We start from the raw sequence: 16,427 nt of genomic DNA, 5'->3' as shown, positions 1-16,427 counted from the left end.
CCGGATGAGCCAAGGAACTGGGAAACACCATGTCTGACGAAGACCCGTTTGCAGAACCAGACGACACTGACAAGACGGTGATCCGACCCAATCCGGGCGGACGGCGGACTGCGGCACAACCGGCTCCCGCACCTGCACCCGCGTCGGAAACGGCCGCGGCGGATCCGGCGCTAGACGCTTTTGGCGTGCCTGCGGCCTCGGCACCTGCAACACCCGCGCGCAAATCGTCAACTGCGGCCGCGCCCAGCCTGACCGGCATGAACCAGCTGATCGCCTGCGCCAGCACGCTGTTCTCGCTGATCAGCCGCATCCGCAACCGGGCCCAGCACATGGATCCGGACAAGCTGCGCCAAAGCGTCGTGGCCGAGGTCCGCGCCTTTGAAAACCGTGCCCTTCAGGCCGGGATTTCGGCCCAGAACGTCAAGGTGGCACGCTATGCGTTGTGCGCGACGCTGGACGATGTGGTGCTGAACACGCCCTGGGGGGGGGCAGTCCAGCTGGGGCCTGCAATCCATGGTCGGCACCTTCCACCGCGAAACCGTTGGCGGGGACCGGTTCTATGACCTGCTGGCGCGGCTGGAGAAAGAGCCGGGCCAGAACATCGACATGCTGGAATTCCTGTACATGTGCATGTCGCTGGGCTTTGAAGGCCGTTTGCGGGTCGAGCAAGGCGGCTCGGAAAAGCATTTGCAGATCCGCGGTGCCCTGGCGCGGATCATCCGGGCGCAACGCGGCCCTCTGGAACGTGACCTGTCTCCCCATTGGGAGGGCGAACAGAAGCCGTTCAAACCGCGCTCGGTTTGGCGGGTGGTCTGGATCGCGGTGGCCGTTACCGCCACCCTGCTAATGCTGCAATTTGTCGGTCTGTCCTGGGCCCTGTCCACATCGACCGAACGGGTGGTGGGCCAGCTTTCGGTGATCGACAGCGGGTCGGTGGCCGAACTGCAACGTCGCGCGCCGCCACCGCCGCCGGCACCGTTGGCACCCACTGCCGAGGAACAGCTGAAAAAGGTCGAAGGCTTCCTGCAGCCGGAAATAGACGATGGTATCGTCGAGGTGTTTCAAAAGGGTAATACGCTGATTGTGCGGATCACCGGAACGGGCATGTTCGGGTCCGGTTCGGACGAGTTGTCCAAGAGCTTCCGCGCGCCGGTGGATCGCGTCGCCAAGGCGCTGAACGATGAACCGGGGCCGGTGATCATTGCGGGTCATTCCGACAACGTGCCGATCCGATCATCACGCTTTCCGTCGAATATGGCGCTTTCCCTGGCGCGCGCGAAATCGGTGATGTCCCGTATGTCCGGGGCGCTGACCGACCCGACGCGCCTGTCTGCCGAGGGGAGGGCCGACAAGGAGCCGATTGCCGATAACGGCACCCGCGACGGTCGTGCGAAAAATCGCCGGATCGAGGTCTTGTTGGTGCGGGAGGATGGTACATGATCCGCAGAACCCTTAAATTCCTGTTTGGATCGATCTATTCCATCCTGGTTATCGTCGCGATCATCCTGTCGCTCTGTACCTGGTTCTTTGCACCTTTCATTGGCAACGAGGAATGGCGGCCTTTTGGTAGCCTGTTCAGCCGGATCGTCACCATTTCCAGTATCTGGGTGTTCTTCCTGCTGCTGATCGCATTTATCTTCTGGCGTCGTCGGCGCAAGTCCAAGGCGATGGCGGATGATATTGCCGAAACGGTCGATACCGCTCCGGACGACGCGAGCAGCGAGGAACTGGGAGAGCTGCGCAACAAGTTCAAGACCGCGATCAGCGAGCTGCGTAAATCCAAGAATGGCCGCAAGCACCTGAGCGAGCTGCCTTGGTACGTGATGATCGGTCCGCCGGGGGCAGGCAAGACCACCGCCATCGTAAACTCGGGCTTGCAGTTTCCGCTGGCGGACAAGACCGGCAAGGCCGCGGTCGGCGGTGTCGGCGGCACCCGCAACTGCGACTGGTGGTTCACAAATCAGGCGGTTCTGATCGACACGGCCGGGCGATACACCACGCAGGAAAGCGACCGCGAGGTTGACAATGCCGCCTGGCTGGGATTCCTCAATTTGCTCAAGAAGTATCGCAAGCGTCAGCCGATCAATGGCGCGATGATTGCGATCAGCTTGTCGGATCTGTCACTGCAGGACGAGGTGACCCAGAAAAGCCATGCCCAGGCGGTGCGGCGGCGCCTGAACGAGCTGCGCGAAAACCTGGGTGTGCGGTTCCCGGTCTACGTGTTGTTCACCAAGGCCGACCTGATCGCCGGATTCTCGGAATTCCATGACAATCTGGGAAAAGAGGATCGCGAACAGGTCTGGGGGTTCACCCTGCCGCTGGATAACAGTCGCGGCGAAGCTTCTCCCATGGCGACGTTCGACGATGAATTCGCGCTGTTGCTCTCGCAGATCAACGCACAATCTCTGGAACGGATGCAGGGTGAAACCGACCATCAGCGCCGGGCGCTGATTGCCGGGTTCCCCAGCCAGGTCGCGTCCATGCGCGGCGTGGCGCGTGAGTTCCTGAACGAGGTCTTTCAGGACAACCGCTATCAGCTGCGCCACATGCTGCGCGGGGTGTACTTCACCTCGGGCACGCAGGAAGGGACACCGATCGACCGGCTGATGCTGAACATGGCGCAGACCTTTGGCATCGGGCGTCAGGCCATCGGCTCCGGGCACGGGACCGGGCGGTCCTTCTTTCTGACCCGCCTGTTCGAACAGGTCGTGTTCCCCGAAGCCGGGCTGGTGTCGTCGGACGACAAGGTCGAACGCCGCTATCGCTGGGCCAGACGCGCGGCAATCGCTGCGACCGTCATCGTCGCGCTGACCACCGGCACGCTTTGGGTGCGCAGCTATCTGGGCAATGCCGAACTCATCGCCCAGGCCGAGGATCATGTGCAGGCCTATCAGGCCGCTGCCGCCGCGCTGCCGCCCAGTCCGGTCGGGGATACCGACCTGCCACCGGTGGTCGCCGCATTGAACGTGTTGCGCGACATGCCCGGCAATCCGGTCTTGTCCGACCCGGACCCGGAACGGCGTGTGACCTATGGTCTGTATCAGGGAGAGGTGATTGGCACCCAGGCAGCCCAAACCTATCGCGCCGCGCTGAACCGGCGTCTGCTGCCGCGTCTTCTGCTGCGCCTCGAAGAGCAGATCAGCGCCAATATGAACAATCCCGAATTGCTGTACGAGGCGCTCAAGATCTATCTCATGCTGGGGCTTCAAGGTCCGATGAACGCCGATCTTGTCAAGGAATGGATGCAGATCGACTGGTCTCTGGCCTTTGCCGGACCTGGCCGCGAACCGCTGCGCAACGATCTGGCCGATCATCTGGATGCGCTGCTGTCCCAGCCGATGGAAGAAATCGCACTGAACGGACCGCTGGTCGATCAGGTTCAGGGGCTGTTGTCTGAAATGCCGCTGGCACAGCGGGTCTATAACGGCATTATCAACAGCTCGCAGGCCGTGGCGCTGCCAAAGTGGCGCATCACCGATGCCGGTGGGCCGGCTGTGCAACGGGTGCTGGTGCGCTCGTCGGGAAAACCGCTGAACGACGGCGTCGAAGGCATTTTCACCTACAACGGCTTTAACGATGTGTTCTTGAACGAAGCGGTCGGCGTCGCCGCCCGGGTAGCGCGGGAAAGCTGGGTGCTGGGTCCGCGCGGCGAGGCGGAACAAACCGATGCGGCGCTGCTGGCGCTCAGCCGCGATGTTCTCGATCTCTATTACAACGACTTCATTGCACGTTATGACGCCATTCTTGGCGATATCGACATCGTGCCGATGGAAAGCCTGTCGCACGCGGTCGAAGTCACCAACGTGCTGTCGGGGCCGACCTCGCCCATCGTTAACATCCTGACCGAAATCTCCAGGGAAACCCGTCTGACCGAAGAACGCTCGGTGGTCGACACCAGCGAATTGTCCTCGGGCGCGGCGGCGGTGGCGGCGATTGAATCCCGCTCCACCCTCAGCGCCCAGGCCCAGATCATGCTGAGTGCGCTGTCGCGTGCGGCCGCGGCCAATACCGGTGAGCCGCCGAAACCACCAGGGGCCTATGTCGAGGAACGGTTCGAATGGCTGCATCAGCTGGTTGAGCGTCTGGATGGCCAGCCCTCGCAGCTGGATCAACTGATGGGTGTGCTGACCGAGGTATATCAGCAGCTCAACAAGATGTCTTTTTCCGGCGTCAGCAGCACGGCAGAGGGCGGTCAGGCCATATTGCAATTCCAGCAGACGGCCAGCCGCATCGACGGACCGATCCAGCGCTGGGCGTCGCAGATCACCACCGGCTCCTCCGGTATTACGGCGGATGGAACCCGTGCCTCGATCAATGCGGCCTGGCAGGCCAACGTGCTGCCGTTCTGCACACAGGCGCTGAACGATCGCTATCCGTTCAATCGCCGTGCGCGCGCCGATGTGGCAATGCAGGATTTCGCCAAGCTGTTTGCGCCTCAGGGGTTGATCGACGGCTTTTTCAACGATCAACTGCTGAAATTCGTCGACACGCGCACCCGCCCATGGACATGGAAACGAGTCAACGACGTCGATCTCGGAATCTCGCAGGCAGTGCTGGAGCAGATGCAATACGCTGCCGAAATCCGAGATGCGTTCTTCAACGCCGGGCCGACACCGGCAGTGCAGTTTCAGATCACGCCCGAAGCGTTGGATCCCAAGGCAAAATCGGTCAGCCTGGAAATAGATGGACAGCGGGTCGAATTCGCCCATCGCGGCGGTCAGCCCAACCCGGTCGCGGTCACGTGGCCAGGCTCTGTCGGCTTGGCGCGAGTCAGTTTCCAGCCGGACAAGAAGAACATCGAAAGTACCCTGTCGCGCGACGGCCCCTGGGGCTGGTTCCGCCTGCTGGACGCTGCCGAGGTGCGCCGCACCAACGTGTCGGATCGCAAGCGGGTGATCTTTAACGTTGGCGGTCGGATTGCCATTTTCCAACTGCAATCCGGATCGGTTCTGAATCCGTTTGCCCTGCCGGCGCTGGCCAAGTTCAGCTGCCCCAAGTCGATGTGATGACGGCAGGGTTCGGTGCATTCGGCAAGATGCCGTCAGTCGGAGATTTCTTTCGGGTGAACCCGCCGCCGGGGTTTGTTTCTGTCTGGGATGGCTGGATCCAGCGCGCCATGCTGATGGGGCAATCGGCCCTAGGTGCCGATTGGGACGCGCATTACATGTCTGCGCCAATTTGGCGGTTCAGCTTATCCGCCGGACTGGCCGGAACGCACAAGGTGATGGGCGTGGCGATGCCGTCGGTCGATCGGGTCGGTCGCCGGTTTCCGCTGACTTTGATGGCGGCGGTGACGACGCCGGGGCCATCGCAACTGGATCATTTCAGCGAAGAGCCTCTTTTTGAACAGCTCGAAGACCTGGCGCTGGACACGCTGGAGGACGGTATGACGCGCGACCATCTGACGGACCGGCTGACGGCGATCTGTCCGCCGCACTCGCGCAACTGCGCGCATCTTGCCACCGTGGGATCGGGTCTGGTCATGTCCGGCGCGACCGGCGGGCTGCTGCCACCGCTGGCGGCGGGTCTGTTGGCCGATCGCTGCCGTCAGCCCAGCATCTGGAGTGCGGTGGTCGAGGGGACCCATCGTCTGCTGGTCTGTGATGGTTTGCCCGAAAGTGCAAACATGCAGGCGCTGTTTGATCTCGACGCCCCGATCTGGCATAAGGACCAGCCTCTATGACCGATGGCCGCGACATCCGATACAATGCCAAATCCCATATCGGCCTAAAGCGCAAAATCAACGAGGACGCTGTGCTGGCCCTGCCCGATCTTGACATCTGGGTGGTGTCCGACGGGATGGGCGGGCATGACGCCGGTGATTACGCCAGTCGGCTGATCGCGGACAGTATAGCAATGATACCGCCCGGCCTGGACCCGACAGAGCGGATGCACGCGTTGCGCAATGCGATCCAATCTGCCCACCAGATCATCCTGCAAGAGGCAGAGGATCGCGGGCGCGGAATTATCGGTGCGACCGTGGTGGCGTTGATGCTGTCCAACGGATATTTTGTCGGGCTCTGGGCCGGGGACAGCCGGATCTACCGGCTGCGTGGCGGGCGGATCGAGATGTTGACCACCGATCACTCGGCAGTGGCCGAACTGGTGATCGCCGGGCAAATGAGCTGGGATGAGGCCGAGCAACACCCCCAATCCAACGCTATCACCCGTGCGGTCGGGGTGGGCGACGAACTGCATCTGGACAAGGTGCGCGGCGAGGTTCAGCCTGGAGATCGATTCCTGCTGTGTTCGGACGGGCTGACCAAATATGCCACCTTTGCAATGTTGCAGGATGTTTTGTCCCGGCTCCCGATTGAAACCGTCTCGGAGCGGCTGATCCAGATCGCGTTGGATGGCGGTGGTGCCGACAATATCACCGTCATTGTGCTTGATGTCGCCTGACCAAATGCGGCCCAATCAGGGCCGGGCGGTTTCCAGCAGGCGGCTGTCCAGCGACAGGATACTGTTGTGATCCGCTTCGAAGTTGTCCTGCAAGGCACGCGCATAGCCAACGGCGGATTCCGATGTTGGCCGCAGCCCGTCAAATAGTGGCTGGGCCGAATGCAGCACGATCACCTTGCTTTTGCCAAGCGTGCTGTCGTCGACACGAAACGCCAGCCGACCGTTCTGAGCGGCCTCATCCAGGCCATAGGCCACTCGTACACTGACCTCGCCGTCGCGCCCCTGACGTAGCGCCGCGATGGAATTGTCCTGCCGGTTCAGATTGGGCAGCAGGTGAAACACGTTTCCCGACACGTCCAGAATCGACACGGTCAGATAACCGTCGGTCATGTTGGCGGGCAGAACCACATCGATGACGGGGTTTTCTCCGACAAAGAACCGCCCCGAGGGGTTCGGCGCGTTCCGGTCTCCGACTATATAGTCTACTCCGATGCCGCCCGGAGGCGCGTCCGGCAGATGGCTTTCGATCAGACAGAGTGTCGGGTTCAGAACCTCGACATCCAGCACGACATCGCGATCCCCTGCAAGATCGCGCAGGGTATCGAATAGGGTAATGCGGGTCGCGGTTTCAGCCACCTTGCCGGTCACGACCACGTTGTTCTGCGGGCCGAACCCCACCGAGGTTGCGCCGGGCAGGGCCAGCGCGCCGCAATCGGCCAATTCGTCCAGCACCGAGGTTACTGCTTCGGTCGCTAGAAACACCGGCTGCAGTTCGATATCCACTTCACCATCCAGCCCCCCGGGCAGGCCAGCGGAAAATGCCGCCATCACGCGGTCGTGCAGGGCCGGATCGCTGGTGGTCCCAGACACCCGTGCCTTGTCGCCGTTCATCACCACGCGCCATTTGTCCAACGGCTCGAGATGATCCAGCACGGTCAGCACGTCTGTGCTCCAATCGTCTTCGATCGCGCCTGATGCCAGAGTCAGTTCGGCGGTGCCGGACAGTCCGGCCATCATCCGATCCAAGGCCGCCTGCATCCCATCATCCGGCACATAACCGACGGCACTGGCGGGGCTGGTGCCGGGTTTTTCAACGATCAGCGAAAACGGATCCGCCGGGGGATAGGCCGGTCCCATCAGGCCGTCGAAGGCACCAAAGACATAGCCCCCGATCCCGCCCAGAACCAGAACCAGTGCTGCCAGCATTGCCATCACGCCGCCGCGCGACTTGCGCTTCGGAGCAGGAGAGATGGATCGCGCAGGGGCGGCTGCGGGCGGTTCTGATGGCTCAACCTTGCGCGGCGGTGGCACGATGACGGTGGCATCCGGGTCGTCCTCGACTGTGTCGCCGGTCTGATCGGGCGCGCGCAGGTATTCCAGAACGTCGGCCGCGCTTTGAAACCGCTTGGCTGGAACCGGGTCGGTCATCCGCTCAATCAGGGTCTTCAGCGGCTCGGGCACACCGTCGGTATCCAGCGGCTCGCCCTTTTTCCTGACCACTTCCATCGGGTTTTTCCCGATCTCGGGTGCCGCGCCGCGATAGTTGGCCAAGAGCAGCGCACCCAGCGAATAGATGTCCGACCGCGCATCGGTTTGCCCATTCAGTTGTTCCGGCGCGGCATAGGCATATTTTCCGGCGAATTCGTTGCCGACAATAGTCTGCGCGCCCGGGTTGGTATCCTTGGCGATGCCGAAATCGATGATCACGGCCTGTGCCGGGTCGCCGCCCCGCAGGATGATGTTGTCTGGACTCAGGTCGCGGTGCACGATGTTGCGGCGATGCGCCGCCTCCAGACCTTCGGCGACGCGGCGGCAGACGACCAGCAGATCTTCGGCTGACATTGGTCCCTGTTTCAGCTTACGGTCGAGGCCGGGACCTTCGACATAGTCCATCAACAGATAGACATGCCCATCCTGCGTGCGGTGATTTTCCGAATATCGGACCACAGCGTCGTGTCGGACTTCGCGAATTTCCTCTTCGCGGGTCAACAGCACCAGGTAGTCGTCATTGCCTGAAAATTCGGATTTCAGCACTTTGAGCGCCACCAGCCGCCCCGAAATCTCGCTGCGGGCCTTGTACACATCCGAAGTTCCGCCGCGACCCAGCAGTTCCTCGATCCGGTAGGTGTTGTTCAGCAATTCGCCGGGCTGAAACGCATCACTGGGACGCGACACAATCATGCCACGCGCCCCTTGTTGACGTCAGCTGTATCGTTGCCGCGCAGCGATCTTATCCCAATGCCTGGAATTCGACACGGCGGTTGGTGTCGGCGCGCGGGTTGGTCTCGTCATAGGGCGCGCTTTCGCCCATGCCGATCGCCTCCAGCCGATTGTCGGGGATACCGCAATCGCTGACCAGGTGATGCTTGACCTCCTGGGCGCGCAACAGCGACAAGCGTTCGTTATAGGCCGCGCTGCCGGAACTGTCGGTGTGCCCGACGATCTGGAACACCGAGACATCTACCGATTTCATCACTTCGCAAAGGGTGGCCAGTTTCACCTTCTGGTCCTCCCGCAGCGCGGCGCTGTCAAAATCGAACGAAATCTGGATGTTGACCTGATCCTCGCGGTCGACGGCGGTGTATTCCTTGGCTGCCGCCGGGATAACGCTGGTGGCGTTGCCGCTGGTGGCATCCTGGGTCGCGGGCACGATCACCAGACCGCGTGTCTTTTGCTTCTTGAACGCGTCTGCGATTTCTTCTGCGGACATCGTCGATACGTCCTGCGCCAGCAGAACAGATGGAGCAGCAAGGCCAAGACCGGCAACCACAGAGATGGCGAAAAATTTGGAGAGACGAACCATTCTACGTCCTTTGCTGTCATTTTGAATGATGTTGCTGACCAAGCCTATACCACGGCTTGACGCGCCACAACATTTTTGCAGATCACAATCCGCTTGATTTTTTTCACTTTCTTCTGGGGTTTGGGGCAGAAAGGCCTTTACTCACGTGGGCCAACCGGGCTGAATTGCTCTTGTGTCAATGGAGGACCGATGCGTTTACTTCCTGCAATTCTGATCGCGGTGGCCGTGGTGTTGGCGCCGGCTATCTGGGTTGGGCTGACTTATTTCCTGTCCGAAGAAGATTTTCAGGGCTCGGCGGTGGATTCCGGTGCCCGGATCGAGATCGAGATGCTGCGCCAGCAGGTAGAGGATCTGCAAGACCGGCTCAAGTCGATGGAAAGCGAGCTGGCTCAGGTTGCCGCGGGGCGGGGGCGGACTGCGATGGTACCAACAAACCCCGACGACGAAGACGCGATTTTTCGCAATAGCGGACCAAATGATATCATCGACGCCTATGCTCAGGTTGTGCTGATCGCGAACCGCACCGAAGTCAATCGCGGTTTGCAGGTTGCGCGGCCAAGCTACCTGGAAGAAAAACTGGGCCGCCCACGCGAGACGCTCAGCGACGATTGCGAACCGATGACCAACCAGACCCTGTCCAGCAAGCTGGTGCTGGAAGATGTCGGTCCGATCCGGGTGAACATGCTGCGCCCTGCCGCCGAAAGCCTGCGCCGGGTGTTCGAAAACGTGCGTCGTGCCGACCCGGATCTCTATGCGCGTATCAATACCTCGGGATCACTCTGTGTTCGCCGGATCCGTGGCACGGCCAACAGCCTGTCCACCCACAGCTATGGTCTGGCGCTGGACCTGAACATCGACGGGCATCTGGACAATTTCACCGATGGCAAGACCCAGCTTGGCCTGACCATCCTGGCCGATTTCTTCCGCGAGGAGGGCTGGGTCTGGGGCGCGGGCTTCCGCCGCGAGGACAGCATGCATTTCGAAATCAGCCGCCGCCAGTTGGATGAATGGCTGGCCCAGGGGATGCTGTGATGTTGCGGGCAACGCGGATGGCAATCGGTACGTCTGCCGCGCGGCACAGGGGCGAACTTGGCAATGGCATGTGTGGCTGGTGCGTCGCGCCGCCGTAACCCGTTGCGGTTGCCGAGTATAATGCCACTCGAAATCCTCCGGTCGTCGACGCGCGGTTTGCCGTGGGACTTGGGGCAGGGCTCCGCAAGACGCTGTACAACCGCTGCAAGCGATGGTGCCAAAAGGGCATTTCGCACAGATGATGGCCGGGTTGCCGCGATGGCCCCATCATCACTCATCCTTCTGTTCAACACGGAAATTGACTCCGCGATTTGCAGGCCGATCGAGAACGGGTTTTCAACAGGATAGGAATATGGTCCTCTGGGGCAGGTCACCTGCGGTGGCGATCGGTCAGCTTTTCGAAAGTTTGAAGCAGGGCGTCGCACTCGCTGCTCAGCCGTGCTCCGACCGCTTTGATGATGCTATATTCGAACCGTTCTGCCGACAGGAAAGGGCGCGAGATTCCCCCCATCTGTTCATGGGTTTCGGCGGTAAATGGATCAACCAGAGCAATGCCAAGCCCGCGCAGCGCCATCACGGACACGATGTGAGAAAGATAGCTGCGAAATCGCACCAACGGCGGGTTTTCCATTCCGGCAAACAACCGGTCCAGGTTCCGCCCGGTCTGAGTGGAATCTTCAAATCCCACAAAATCCTGCCCCGCGAGGTCCTCGACCCGGATCGTTTCCTTGTCCGCCAGGGGATGGTCGGCGGTGGCAATAAACCGATAGGGAAAGGCCCCGGCGCTGATCAGGTCTATTTCAAATTTGTGGTGCGTTTGCATGCCAAATCCGATCTGGCACTGTCCCAGCGCAACCTGACGAACCACCGGCAGCGTCGTCATTGACATGAAACTTGTCGTCAAGCGCGGCTGTTGCTGATGAAGCTGTGCGACCGCTTCCGGCAGGACTGTAAGCGCGAACACCGGTGCCGCCGCTATGGTCATCGTGGCGCGCTGGCCGCGTTTGATCTGTTCGGCCGCGCGCTCGATCTGTTTCAATCCGACCAGGTTGCGTTCGACTTCCGTCCAGAATTCATGGGCTTCGGGCGTTGCGGTAATGCGACCGCCATGGCGTGTGAAAAGGCGCAGATCGAGACGCTCTTCCAGATCGCGAATTTGCCGGCTGATGGCGGGTTGCGATACCCGCATTTCCTCTGCCGCACCCGAGACGGTGCCACAGCGCATCACTTCTCGAAAGGCTTCCAGGGCACGTTGACTGAGCATGTTCACCATAATGGTTTGTTATAGTGGTTAAACAAACATCTATTTGACTTATAGGCGCTTCGTTTCTTCAATGCAAATGCGGCATCGCGGGAGTGAAATTTTGAACGTGGCATCATCAAGACCAGATAGCGCAGGGCGCTTGCCAAAAACTGCCGATGTGGTTGTGATTGGTGGCGGTGTGGCAGGCGTTGCAACCGCGATGTTTCTGGCACAGCGTGGAGTTTCGGTGGTGCTGTGCGAAAAGGGGCGGATCGCGGGCGAACAGTCGTCGCGAAACTGGGGCTGGATTCGCAAGATGGGCCGCGACCATCGCGAACTGCCTTTGATGATTGAAAGCGCGCGTTTGTGGGAGCAACTCGCCGCCGAGATCAGCGAGGACATCGGCTATCGCAAATGCGGGGCAACCTATCTTGCCCGTTCAAGCGCCGAATTGAAAAGACACGTCGACTGGCTGGAGCAGAACGCGCATTTCGGACTCGATTCGACTCTTTTGACGGAAAACGAAACCGACAGGTTTCTGGGTCGGAACGATCAGCGGTTCCTGGGCGCATTGCATACCGCGTCGGATGCGGTGGCCGAGCCCGGACTCGCCGTGCCCGCGTTGGCACGTCATGCCGAGGCGCAGGGTGTGCGCATCGTTGAAAACTGCGCAGTGCGCACAGTTGACGTCAGCGCCGGGCGGGTCAGCGGTGTCGTCACCGAACTTGGCCGGATTGACAGTGCGAATGTGGTTCTGGCGGGCGGCGTCTGGTCGCGCGGGTTCCTTGAAAACATCGGAATTGCCTTTCCCCAATTGGCCATCAAGTCGTCGGTCTTGCGGACGAGCCCGGCGACCCTCTCCAGCACCGGAGCGATTGGATCGGATCGGGTCTCGATTCGGCCCCGAAGGGACGGGGGCTATACCGTCGCGCGTAGCGGCGCAGCGGAATTTCAGTTGGTCCCTGCTGCTTTCCGCTATTTTTCGCAGTATCTGCCAATATTGCGCGAACGGTGGCAGATCATGAAAATTCGCGCAGGGCGACAGTTTTTTGGAGCCTTGGGGTCGGCCCGTTGGGATGCAGACCAGATCAGCCCGTTTGAGCGTGTTAGGGTGCTTGACCCGACGCCCGACAAGGTCCTGTTGGCCGATGTCATGAAGTGCGCGCAAGATCTGTTTCCGCAGTTGTCAGGGGTGGCACCTGTCGAAAGCTGGGCAGGGATGATTGACGTCGTCCCGGATGAAATTCCAGCCATTGGTCCAGTCGCGGGCCATGAGGGGCTGATGGTTGTAACCGGTTTGTCCGGACATGGGTTTGGCATCGGACCCGGTGTCGGGCTTTTGGCGGCGCAGATGGTTACCGGCGAAGCCCCGATCATCGACCCAGCCGTCTTTTCCCCGGCACGTTTTAACAGCAAGGCAGCAACATGAGCGCACCGGACGTTCTGATCGTCGGGGCGGGCATTACCGGCGCAACCGCGGCGCTTGCCTTGGCCGAAGCGGGTGTCTCGGTCGAGGTGATCGACCGCTATGGCCCGGCTGCGATGGCATCGGGGTGGACCCTGGCAGGTGTGCGCCAATCAGGGCGCGATCCGGCGGAATTGCCACTGGCGCGGGCTGCGGTCGCCCTGTGGCGCGACCTGGACAACCGGCTTGAGGCGAAGACCGGTTACCGCCAGACCGGCAACCTGCGGCTCGCCCGCAATAATGCTGAGATTGCAACCATTCATACGCTTGTCGCAGAGCAAACGGCTGCGGGCCTGCCGCTGGAACTGTTGTCCGATATCACCGATATCCGGGCCATTGCCCCCGGACTTTCCGAAACGATCAAGGCGGCGTCCTGGTGTGCCAGTGATGGGCAGGCGGATCCGGTTGCGACTGTGAATGCCTATCTGGGCATGGCGGCGAAACTGGGTGCGCAAATCAGCATGGGCGAAGCTGCTCTGGAGTTGACGGTAGACTGCGGACGCGTTTCGCGCGTGGTAACCCACAGCCGCAGTATTTCGCCCGGCGCTGTCATCCTGGCGACCGGAACCGAGGTTAATGTGTTGCTTGATCCGCTTGGGCAGACGCTCCCATTGCGCCGCCCCGTCGTCACGGTCCTGCGTTCGGCACCTTGCAATCCGGTGCTGGCCCCGGTGCTTGGGGTGGCCAATGCGGACATGGCGGCACGTCAGGAAGAGTCGGGACATTTCCGCGTGACCAGTGGCGCAGAGGACGGTTCTGGGAAATTATGCGAAACAGATGGCAAACCCGTCATTCGACCGGTAGCACAGCGCGTGATGGAAGCGATTGCCACTGTAAGCGCGGTGTTGCCTGTCTTTGCAGAGGTCGAGATCGACAGTATCTGGGCCGGGGCATTGGATCTGACGCCGGATGCGTTGCCAGTCATCGATTGCGTACCGGGGGTGCACAATCTGGTTGTTGCGGCCGGGTTCTCGGGGCACGGTTTCGGGATCGGACCCGTCACCGGTGCTCTGGCGGCGGATCTGGCGCTGAACCGGACGCCACATTTGTCGCTGGACGCTTTTGGGTTTGAACGATTTACGAAACCGGGCTTGCAGGCACCGCTGACATTGCATGGGTGAGAAGGAAAACAACATGATCGAACCGACCGGCCGCGTAGTGATGATTTCCGGTGCCAGCCGGGGAATCGGGCTGGCGATCGCGCGGGTTCTGCACGCCAAGGGCTATTCGGTCAGCGTTGGCGCGCGCAATGTCGCGGCTTTGGAACAGGCGTTGACCGATCGGGCCGGTGCCCGATTGGTGTGCGCAAGATACGAGGCGGGGGATCGCGCAAGCCACCAAGCCTGGCTTGAACAGACGCTGAATGCATTCGGGCGGCTGGATGCGCTGGTCAACAACGCAGGGACCAGCAATACATTTTCGATTGAGGCTGGCGAAGAAGCGGATCTCGACGCATTATGGACGATCAACGTCAAGGGGCCGCTGTTTCTGACCCGGATCTGCCTGCCGCATCTGAAGGCTGCCGGATCGGGCCGCATTATCAACGTGGCATCGCTGTCAGGTAAACGCGTGCGTAATGACAACATTGCCTATAGCATGACCAAACACGCGGTTCTGGCGCTGACTCACGGTACGCGACGTATCGGTTGGGATTACGGTGTCCGGGCCACCGCCCTATGCCCCGGCTTTGTGGCAACGGATCTGACGGCAGATGTCACCAAAGTCAGTCAGGCCGAAATGATCGACCCCCTCGATCTGGCCGAATTGGCGGCGACGGCGATTGCGCTGCCAAATACCGCCGCGATAGCAGAAATGCTGGTAAACTGCCGCTTGGAGGATACGCTGTAATCTTTACGAACACCAAAACAAGAAACGACCCCCAACAAAGAGGAAACACTTATGAATAGACTGATAGGACTGGCCTGTGCCGGAATGCTCGCGGCCAGCGGGGCCTTTGCCGCCGGAACAACCCTGAACGTGGGCATGGGCAGCGCCGACGCCGGAAAACTGGACCCGCATGTCGCGACATCAACGCCTGACAAGGGCCTTCTGCACTGGATGTTCAACGGGTTGGTGCGGATCAAACCGGGAGAGGCCAGCCCGGAGTTTATCGAGCCTGACATCGCCGAAAGCTGGACGGCGTCAGAAGACGGGCTGACCTGGGTTTTCACGCTTCGTCAGGACGTGGATTGCCACGGGGATTATGGCGGGATTGACGCGGCGGATGTGGTGTATTCGTTGAACAGGTCTGCCAATCCGGAACAATCGTCTTTCGCCAAGGATTTCGAAGCATTCGAGAGCGTCGAGGCCACGGGCGAGTACGAGGTCACGATCAAGCTGAAGAACCCTGTGCCCAGCCTGTTGGGCATGCTTGTGCCCTATCATGGCGGCAATATCGTCTGTCAGGATGCGGTCGAAGCGTTGGGCGAGGAATATCAGCGTACGCCGATCGGGACCGGCCCGTTCATGTTCGCTGAATACCAGCCGCAGCAATACGTCAAGCTGGTGGCCAACCCGGAATATTACCGTGGCGAGCCGAAAATCAAAGAGATTTTCTATCGTTACATCCCCTCGGATGCTTCGCGGGATCTGGCGTTTCAATCCGGTGAGATCGACATGATTTACGGCAAGCAGGACCAGACCTGGTCCGAACGGATCAGCAAGCTGCCCGGCACGAAGGTCACCGTGATGAAGCCCGGCGAAATGTCGGTATTGCACCTGAACATGACCATGCCGCCGCTGGATGACGTGCGGGTCCGTAAGGCGTTTGCCCATGCGATCAATCGTGACGCCATGGTTCAGTTCAAAGGCCCGGATGTTACGCTTGCAGCGATTTCGCCGGTTCCGGAAGGCAACATGGGCTACACCGACCAGGTGCCGACCTATGAGTATTCGATCGACAAGGCCAAGGCGCTTTTGGCCGAAGCCGGATATCCGGATGGCGTGACGATCAAGGCGATTCACACCACGTTGCCGGGGATGCTGTCGACGATGGAGGCCGTGCAGTCGATGCTGCGTGATGCAGGCATCAACATGGAAATCGAAACCGTGGAACACGCCACCTTCCACGAACAGATCCGCAAGGATATGAGCCAGGTCGTGCATTATGCCGCCGCCCGCTTCCCGGTCGCGGATGTGTACCTGTCTCAATTTTTCCACTCGGATGCCACGGTGAACACCCCGACGGCGGTTGCGAATTTCTCGCATTGCGCAGTTGCCGACGATGACATCGCAGGCGCGCGCGTTGCGACCGATCCCGTCAAACAGGCAGAGATGTGGGCAAGCGCGCAGGCCAAGATCATGGAGGAAGTCTGTGCCGTGCCTGTCGTGCAAAGCTTGCAACTGTGGGCGTGGAACGACAGGCTGGATCTGGGAGCCGAGGTCAATGGGTCGCTGAATCTCAGCCCGCCAGTCACCGAAAAAGCGTTCTTTAAAGACTAACGGAAACCGTAACAGGCATCGGGTCGTTTGGCCCGATGCCA

11 protein-coding genes and 1 pseudogene are annotated in these 16,427 nt (G+C 60.7%); 9 read left to right on the top strand and 3 right to left on the bottom strand.

Translation table 11 applies throughout. The features are described 5' to 3' along the window. Positions 1–29: 29 nt before the first annotated feature. The 4 genes and pseudogenes from icmH to NANH_RS0111510 all read left to right on the top strand — a co-directional run bounded on the left by icmH (position 30) and on the right by NANH_RS0111510 (position 6,402). Positions 30–1,440, top strand: a pseudogene (gene icmH, locus NANH_RS26085) (type IVB secretion system protein IcmH/DotU). Beyond that, positions 1,437–5,006, top strand: coding sequence for a type VI secretion system membrane subunit TssM (tssM, locus tag NANH_RS0111520; RefSeq protein ID WP_027262179.1), 3,570 nt, complete (start codon positions 1,437–1,439; stop codon positions 5,004–5,006). Before icmH ends, tssM begins: the two are co-directional and overlap by 4 nt. Continuing rightward, entirely contained in the window at positions 5,006–5,683 is a 678-nt protein-coding gene (gene tagF, locus NANH_RS0111515; RefSeq protein WP_027262178.1) for a type VI secretion system-associated protein TagF, read from the top strand. Before tssM ends, tagF begins: the two co-directional genes overlap by 1 nt. Then, the gene (locus NANH_RS0111510; RefSeq protein WP_027262177.1) at positions 5,680–6,402 is read left to right on the top strand and encodes a PP2C family protein-serine/threonine phosphatase; all 723 of its coding nucleotides are present in this window, start codon (positions 5,680–5,682) and stop codon (positions 6,400–6,402) included. Before tagF ends, NANH_RS0111510 begins: the two co-directional genes overlap by 4 nt. A gap of 15 nt (positions 6,403–6,417) precedes the next feature. On the opposite strand, the gene NANH_RS0111505 is transcribed toward NANH_RS0111510, so the two are convergent. Then, positions 6,418–8,583, bottom strand: coding sequence for a serine/threonine protein kinase (locus NANH_RS0111505; protein WP_027262176.1), 2,166 nt, complete (start codon positions 8,581–8,583; stop codon positions 6,418–6,420). Between the two features lie 49 nt (positions 8,584–8,632). Then, entirely contained in the window at positions 8,633–9,205 is a 573-nt protein-coding gene (locus NANH_RS0111500; protein WP_027262175.1) for an OmpA family protein, read from the bottom strand. A 189-nt stretch (positions 9,206–9,394) separates the two neighbouring features. Between NANH_RS0111500 and NANH_RS0111495 the strand changes: the two genes are divergently transcribed. After that, positions 9,395–10,237 (top strand): M15 family metallopeptidase, encoded by an 843-nt coding sequence (locus tag NANH_RS0111495; protein ID WP_027262174.1) that lies wholly within the window; start codon positions 9,395–9,397, stop codon positions 10,235–10,237. 370 nt (positions 10,238–10,607) lie between these two features. Here the strand turns inward: NANH_RS0111495 and NANH_RS0111490 are convergent, their stop codons facing one another. After that, complete coding sequence (locus NANH_RS0111490; protein ID WP_027262173.1) at positions 10,608–11,501, bottom strand: LysR family transcriptional regulator; 894 nt, start codon at positions 11,499–11,501, stop codon at positions 10,608–10,610. Positions 11,502–11,640: 139 nt separating this feature from the next. Here NANH_RS0111490 and NANH_RS0111485 point away from each other — a divergent pair, with 139 nt between their 5' ends. Genes NANH_RS0111485 through NANH_RS0111470 form a run of 4 tightly spaced genes read left to right on the top strand, consistent with a single transcriptional unit; the run spans position 11,641 to position 16,386 of the window. Next, positions 11,641–12,909, top strand: coding sequence for an NAD(P)/FAD-dependent oxidoreductase (locus tag NANH_RS0111485; RefSeq protein WP_051372382.1), 1,269 nt, complete (start codon positions 11,641–11,643; stop codon positions 12,907–12,909). Continuing rightward, on the top strand, positions 12,906–14,066 hold the full coding sequence (locus NANH_RS0111480) for an NAD(P)/FAD-dependent oxidoreductase (protein WP_027262171.1): 1,161 nt from the start codon (positions 12,906–12,908) through the stop codon (positions 14,064–14,066). Before NANH_RS0111485 ends, NANH_RS0111480 begins: the two co-directional genes overlap by 4 nt. 13 nt (positions 14,067–14,079) lie before the next feature. Then, the gene (locus tag NANH_RS0111475; protein ID WP_027262170.1) at positions 14,080–14,793 is read left to right on the top strand and encodes an SDR family NAD(P)-dependent oxidoreductase; all 714 of its coding nucleotides are present in this window, start codon (positions 14,080–14,082) and stop codon (positions 14,791–14,793) included. A gap of 51 nt (positions 14,794–14,844) precedes the next feature. After that, positions 14,845–16,386 carry an ABC transporter substrate-binding protein gene (locus tag NANH_RS0111470; protein ID WP_027262169.1) on the top strand — a complete coding sequence of 514 codons (1,542 nt, stop codon included), beginning with the start codon at positions 14,845–14,847 and terminating at the stop codon, positions 16,384–16,386. The last annotated feature ends 41 nt before the right edge of the window (positions 16,387–16,427 follow it).

Origin of the sequence: Sedimentitalea nanhaiensis DSM 24252 (genome assembly GCF_000473225.1) — a bacterium.
Taxonomy (GTDB): Bacteria; Pseudomonadota; Alphaproteobacteria; order Rhodobacterales; family Rhodobacteraceae; genus Sedimentitalea; species Sedimentitalea nanhaiensis.
This window is presented reverse-complemented; position numbering and strand designations above follow the sequence as displayed.

Excerpts from the sequence above, each read along its gene's own strand:
- NANH_RS0111475 (WP_027262170.1), top strand. The coding sequence starts at position 14,080 with ATGATCGAACCGACCGGCCGCGTAGTGATGATTTCCGGTGCCAGCCGG.
- NANH_RS0111480 (WP_027262171.1), top strand. The coding sequence starts at position 12,906 with ATGAGCGCACCGGACGTTCTGATCGTCGGGGCGGGCATTACCGGCGCA.
- NANH_RS0111510 (WP_027262177.1), top strand. The coding sequence starts at position 5,680 with ATGACCGATGGCCGCGACATCCGATACAATGCCAAATCCCATATCGGC.
- NANH_RS0111495 (WP_027262174.1), top strand. The coding sequence starts at position 9,395 with ATGCGTTTACTTCCTGCAATTCTGATCGCGGTGGCCGTGGTGTTGGCG.
- tssM (WP_027262179.1), top strand. The coding sequence starts at position 1,437 with ATGATCCGCAGAACCCTTAAATTCCTGTTTGGATCGATCTATTCCATC.
- NANH_RS0111490 (WP_027262173.1), bottom strand. The coding sequence starts at position 11,501 with ATGCTCAGTCAACGTGCCCTGGAAGCCTTTCGAGAAGTGATGCGCTGT.
- NANH_RS0111505 (WP_027262176.1), bottom strand. The coding sequence starts at position 8,583 with ATGATTGTGTCGCGTCCCAGTGATGCGTTTCAGCCCGGCGAATTGCTG.
- NANH_RS0111470 (WP_027262169.1), top strand. The coding sequence starts at position 14,845 with ATGAATAGACTGATAGGACTGGCCTGTGCCGGAATGCTCGCGGCCAGC.
- NANH_RS0111500 (WP_027262175.1), bottom strand. The coding sequence starts at position 9,205 with ATGGTTCGTCTCTCCAAATTTTTCGCCATCTCTGTGGTTGCCGGTCTT.
- tagF (WP_027262178.1), top strand. The coding sequence starts at position 5,006 with ATGACGGCAGGGTTCGGTGCATTCGGCAAGATGCCGTCAGTCGGAGAT.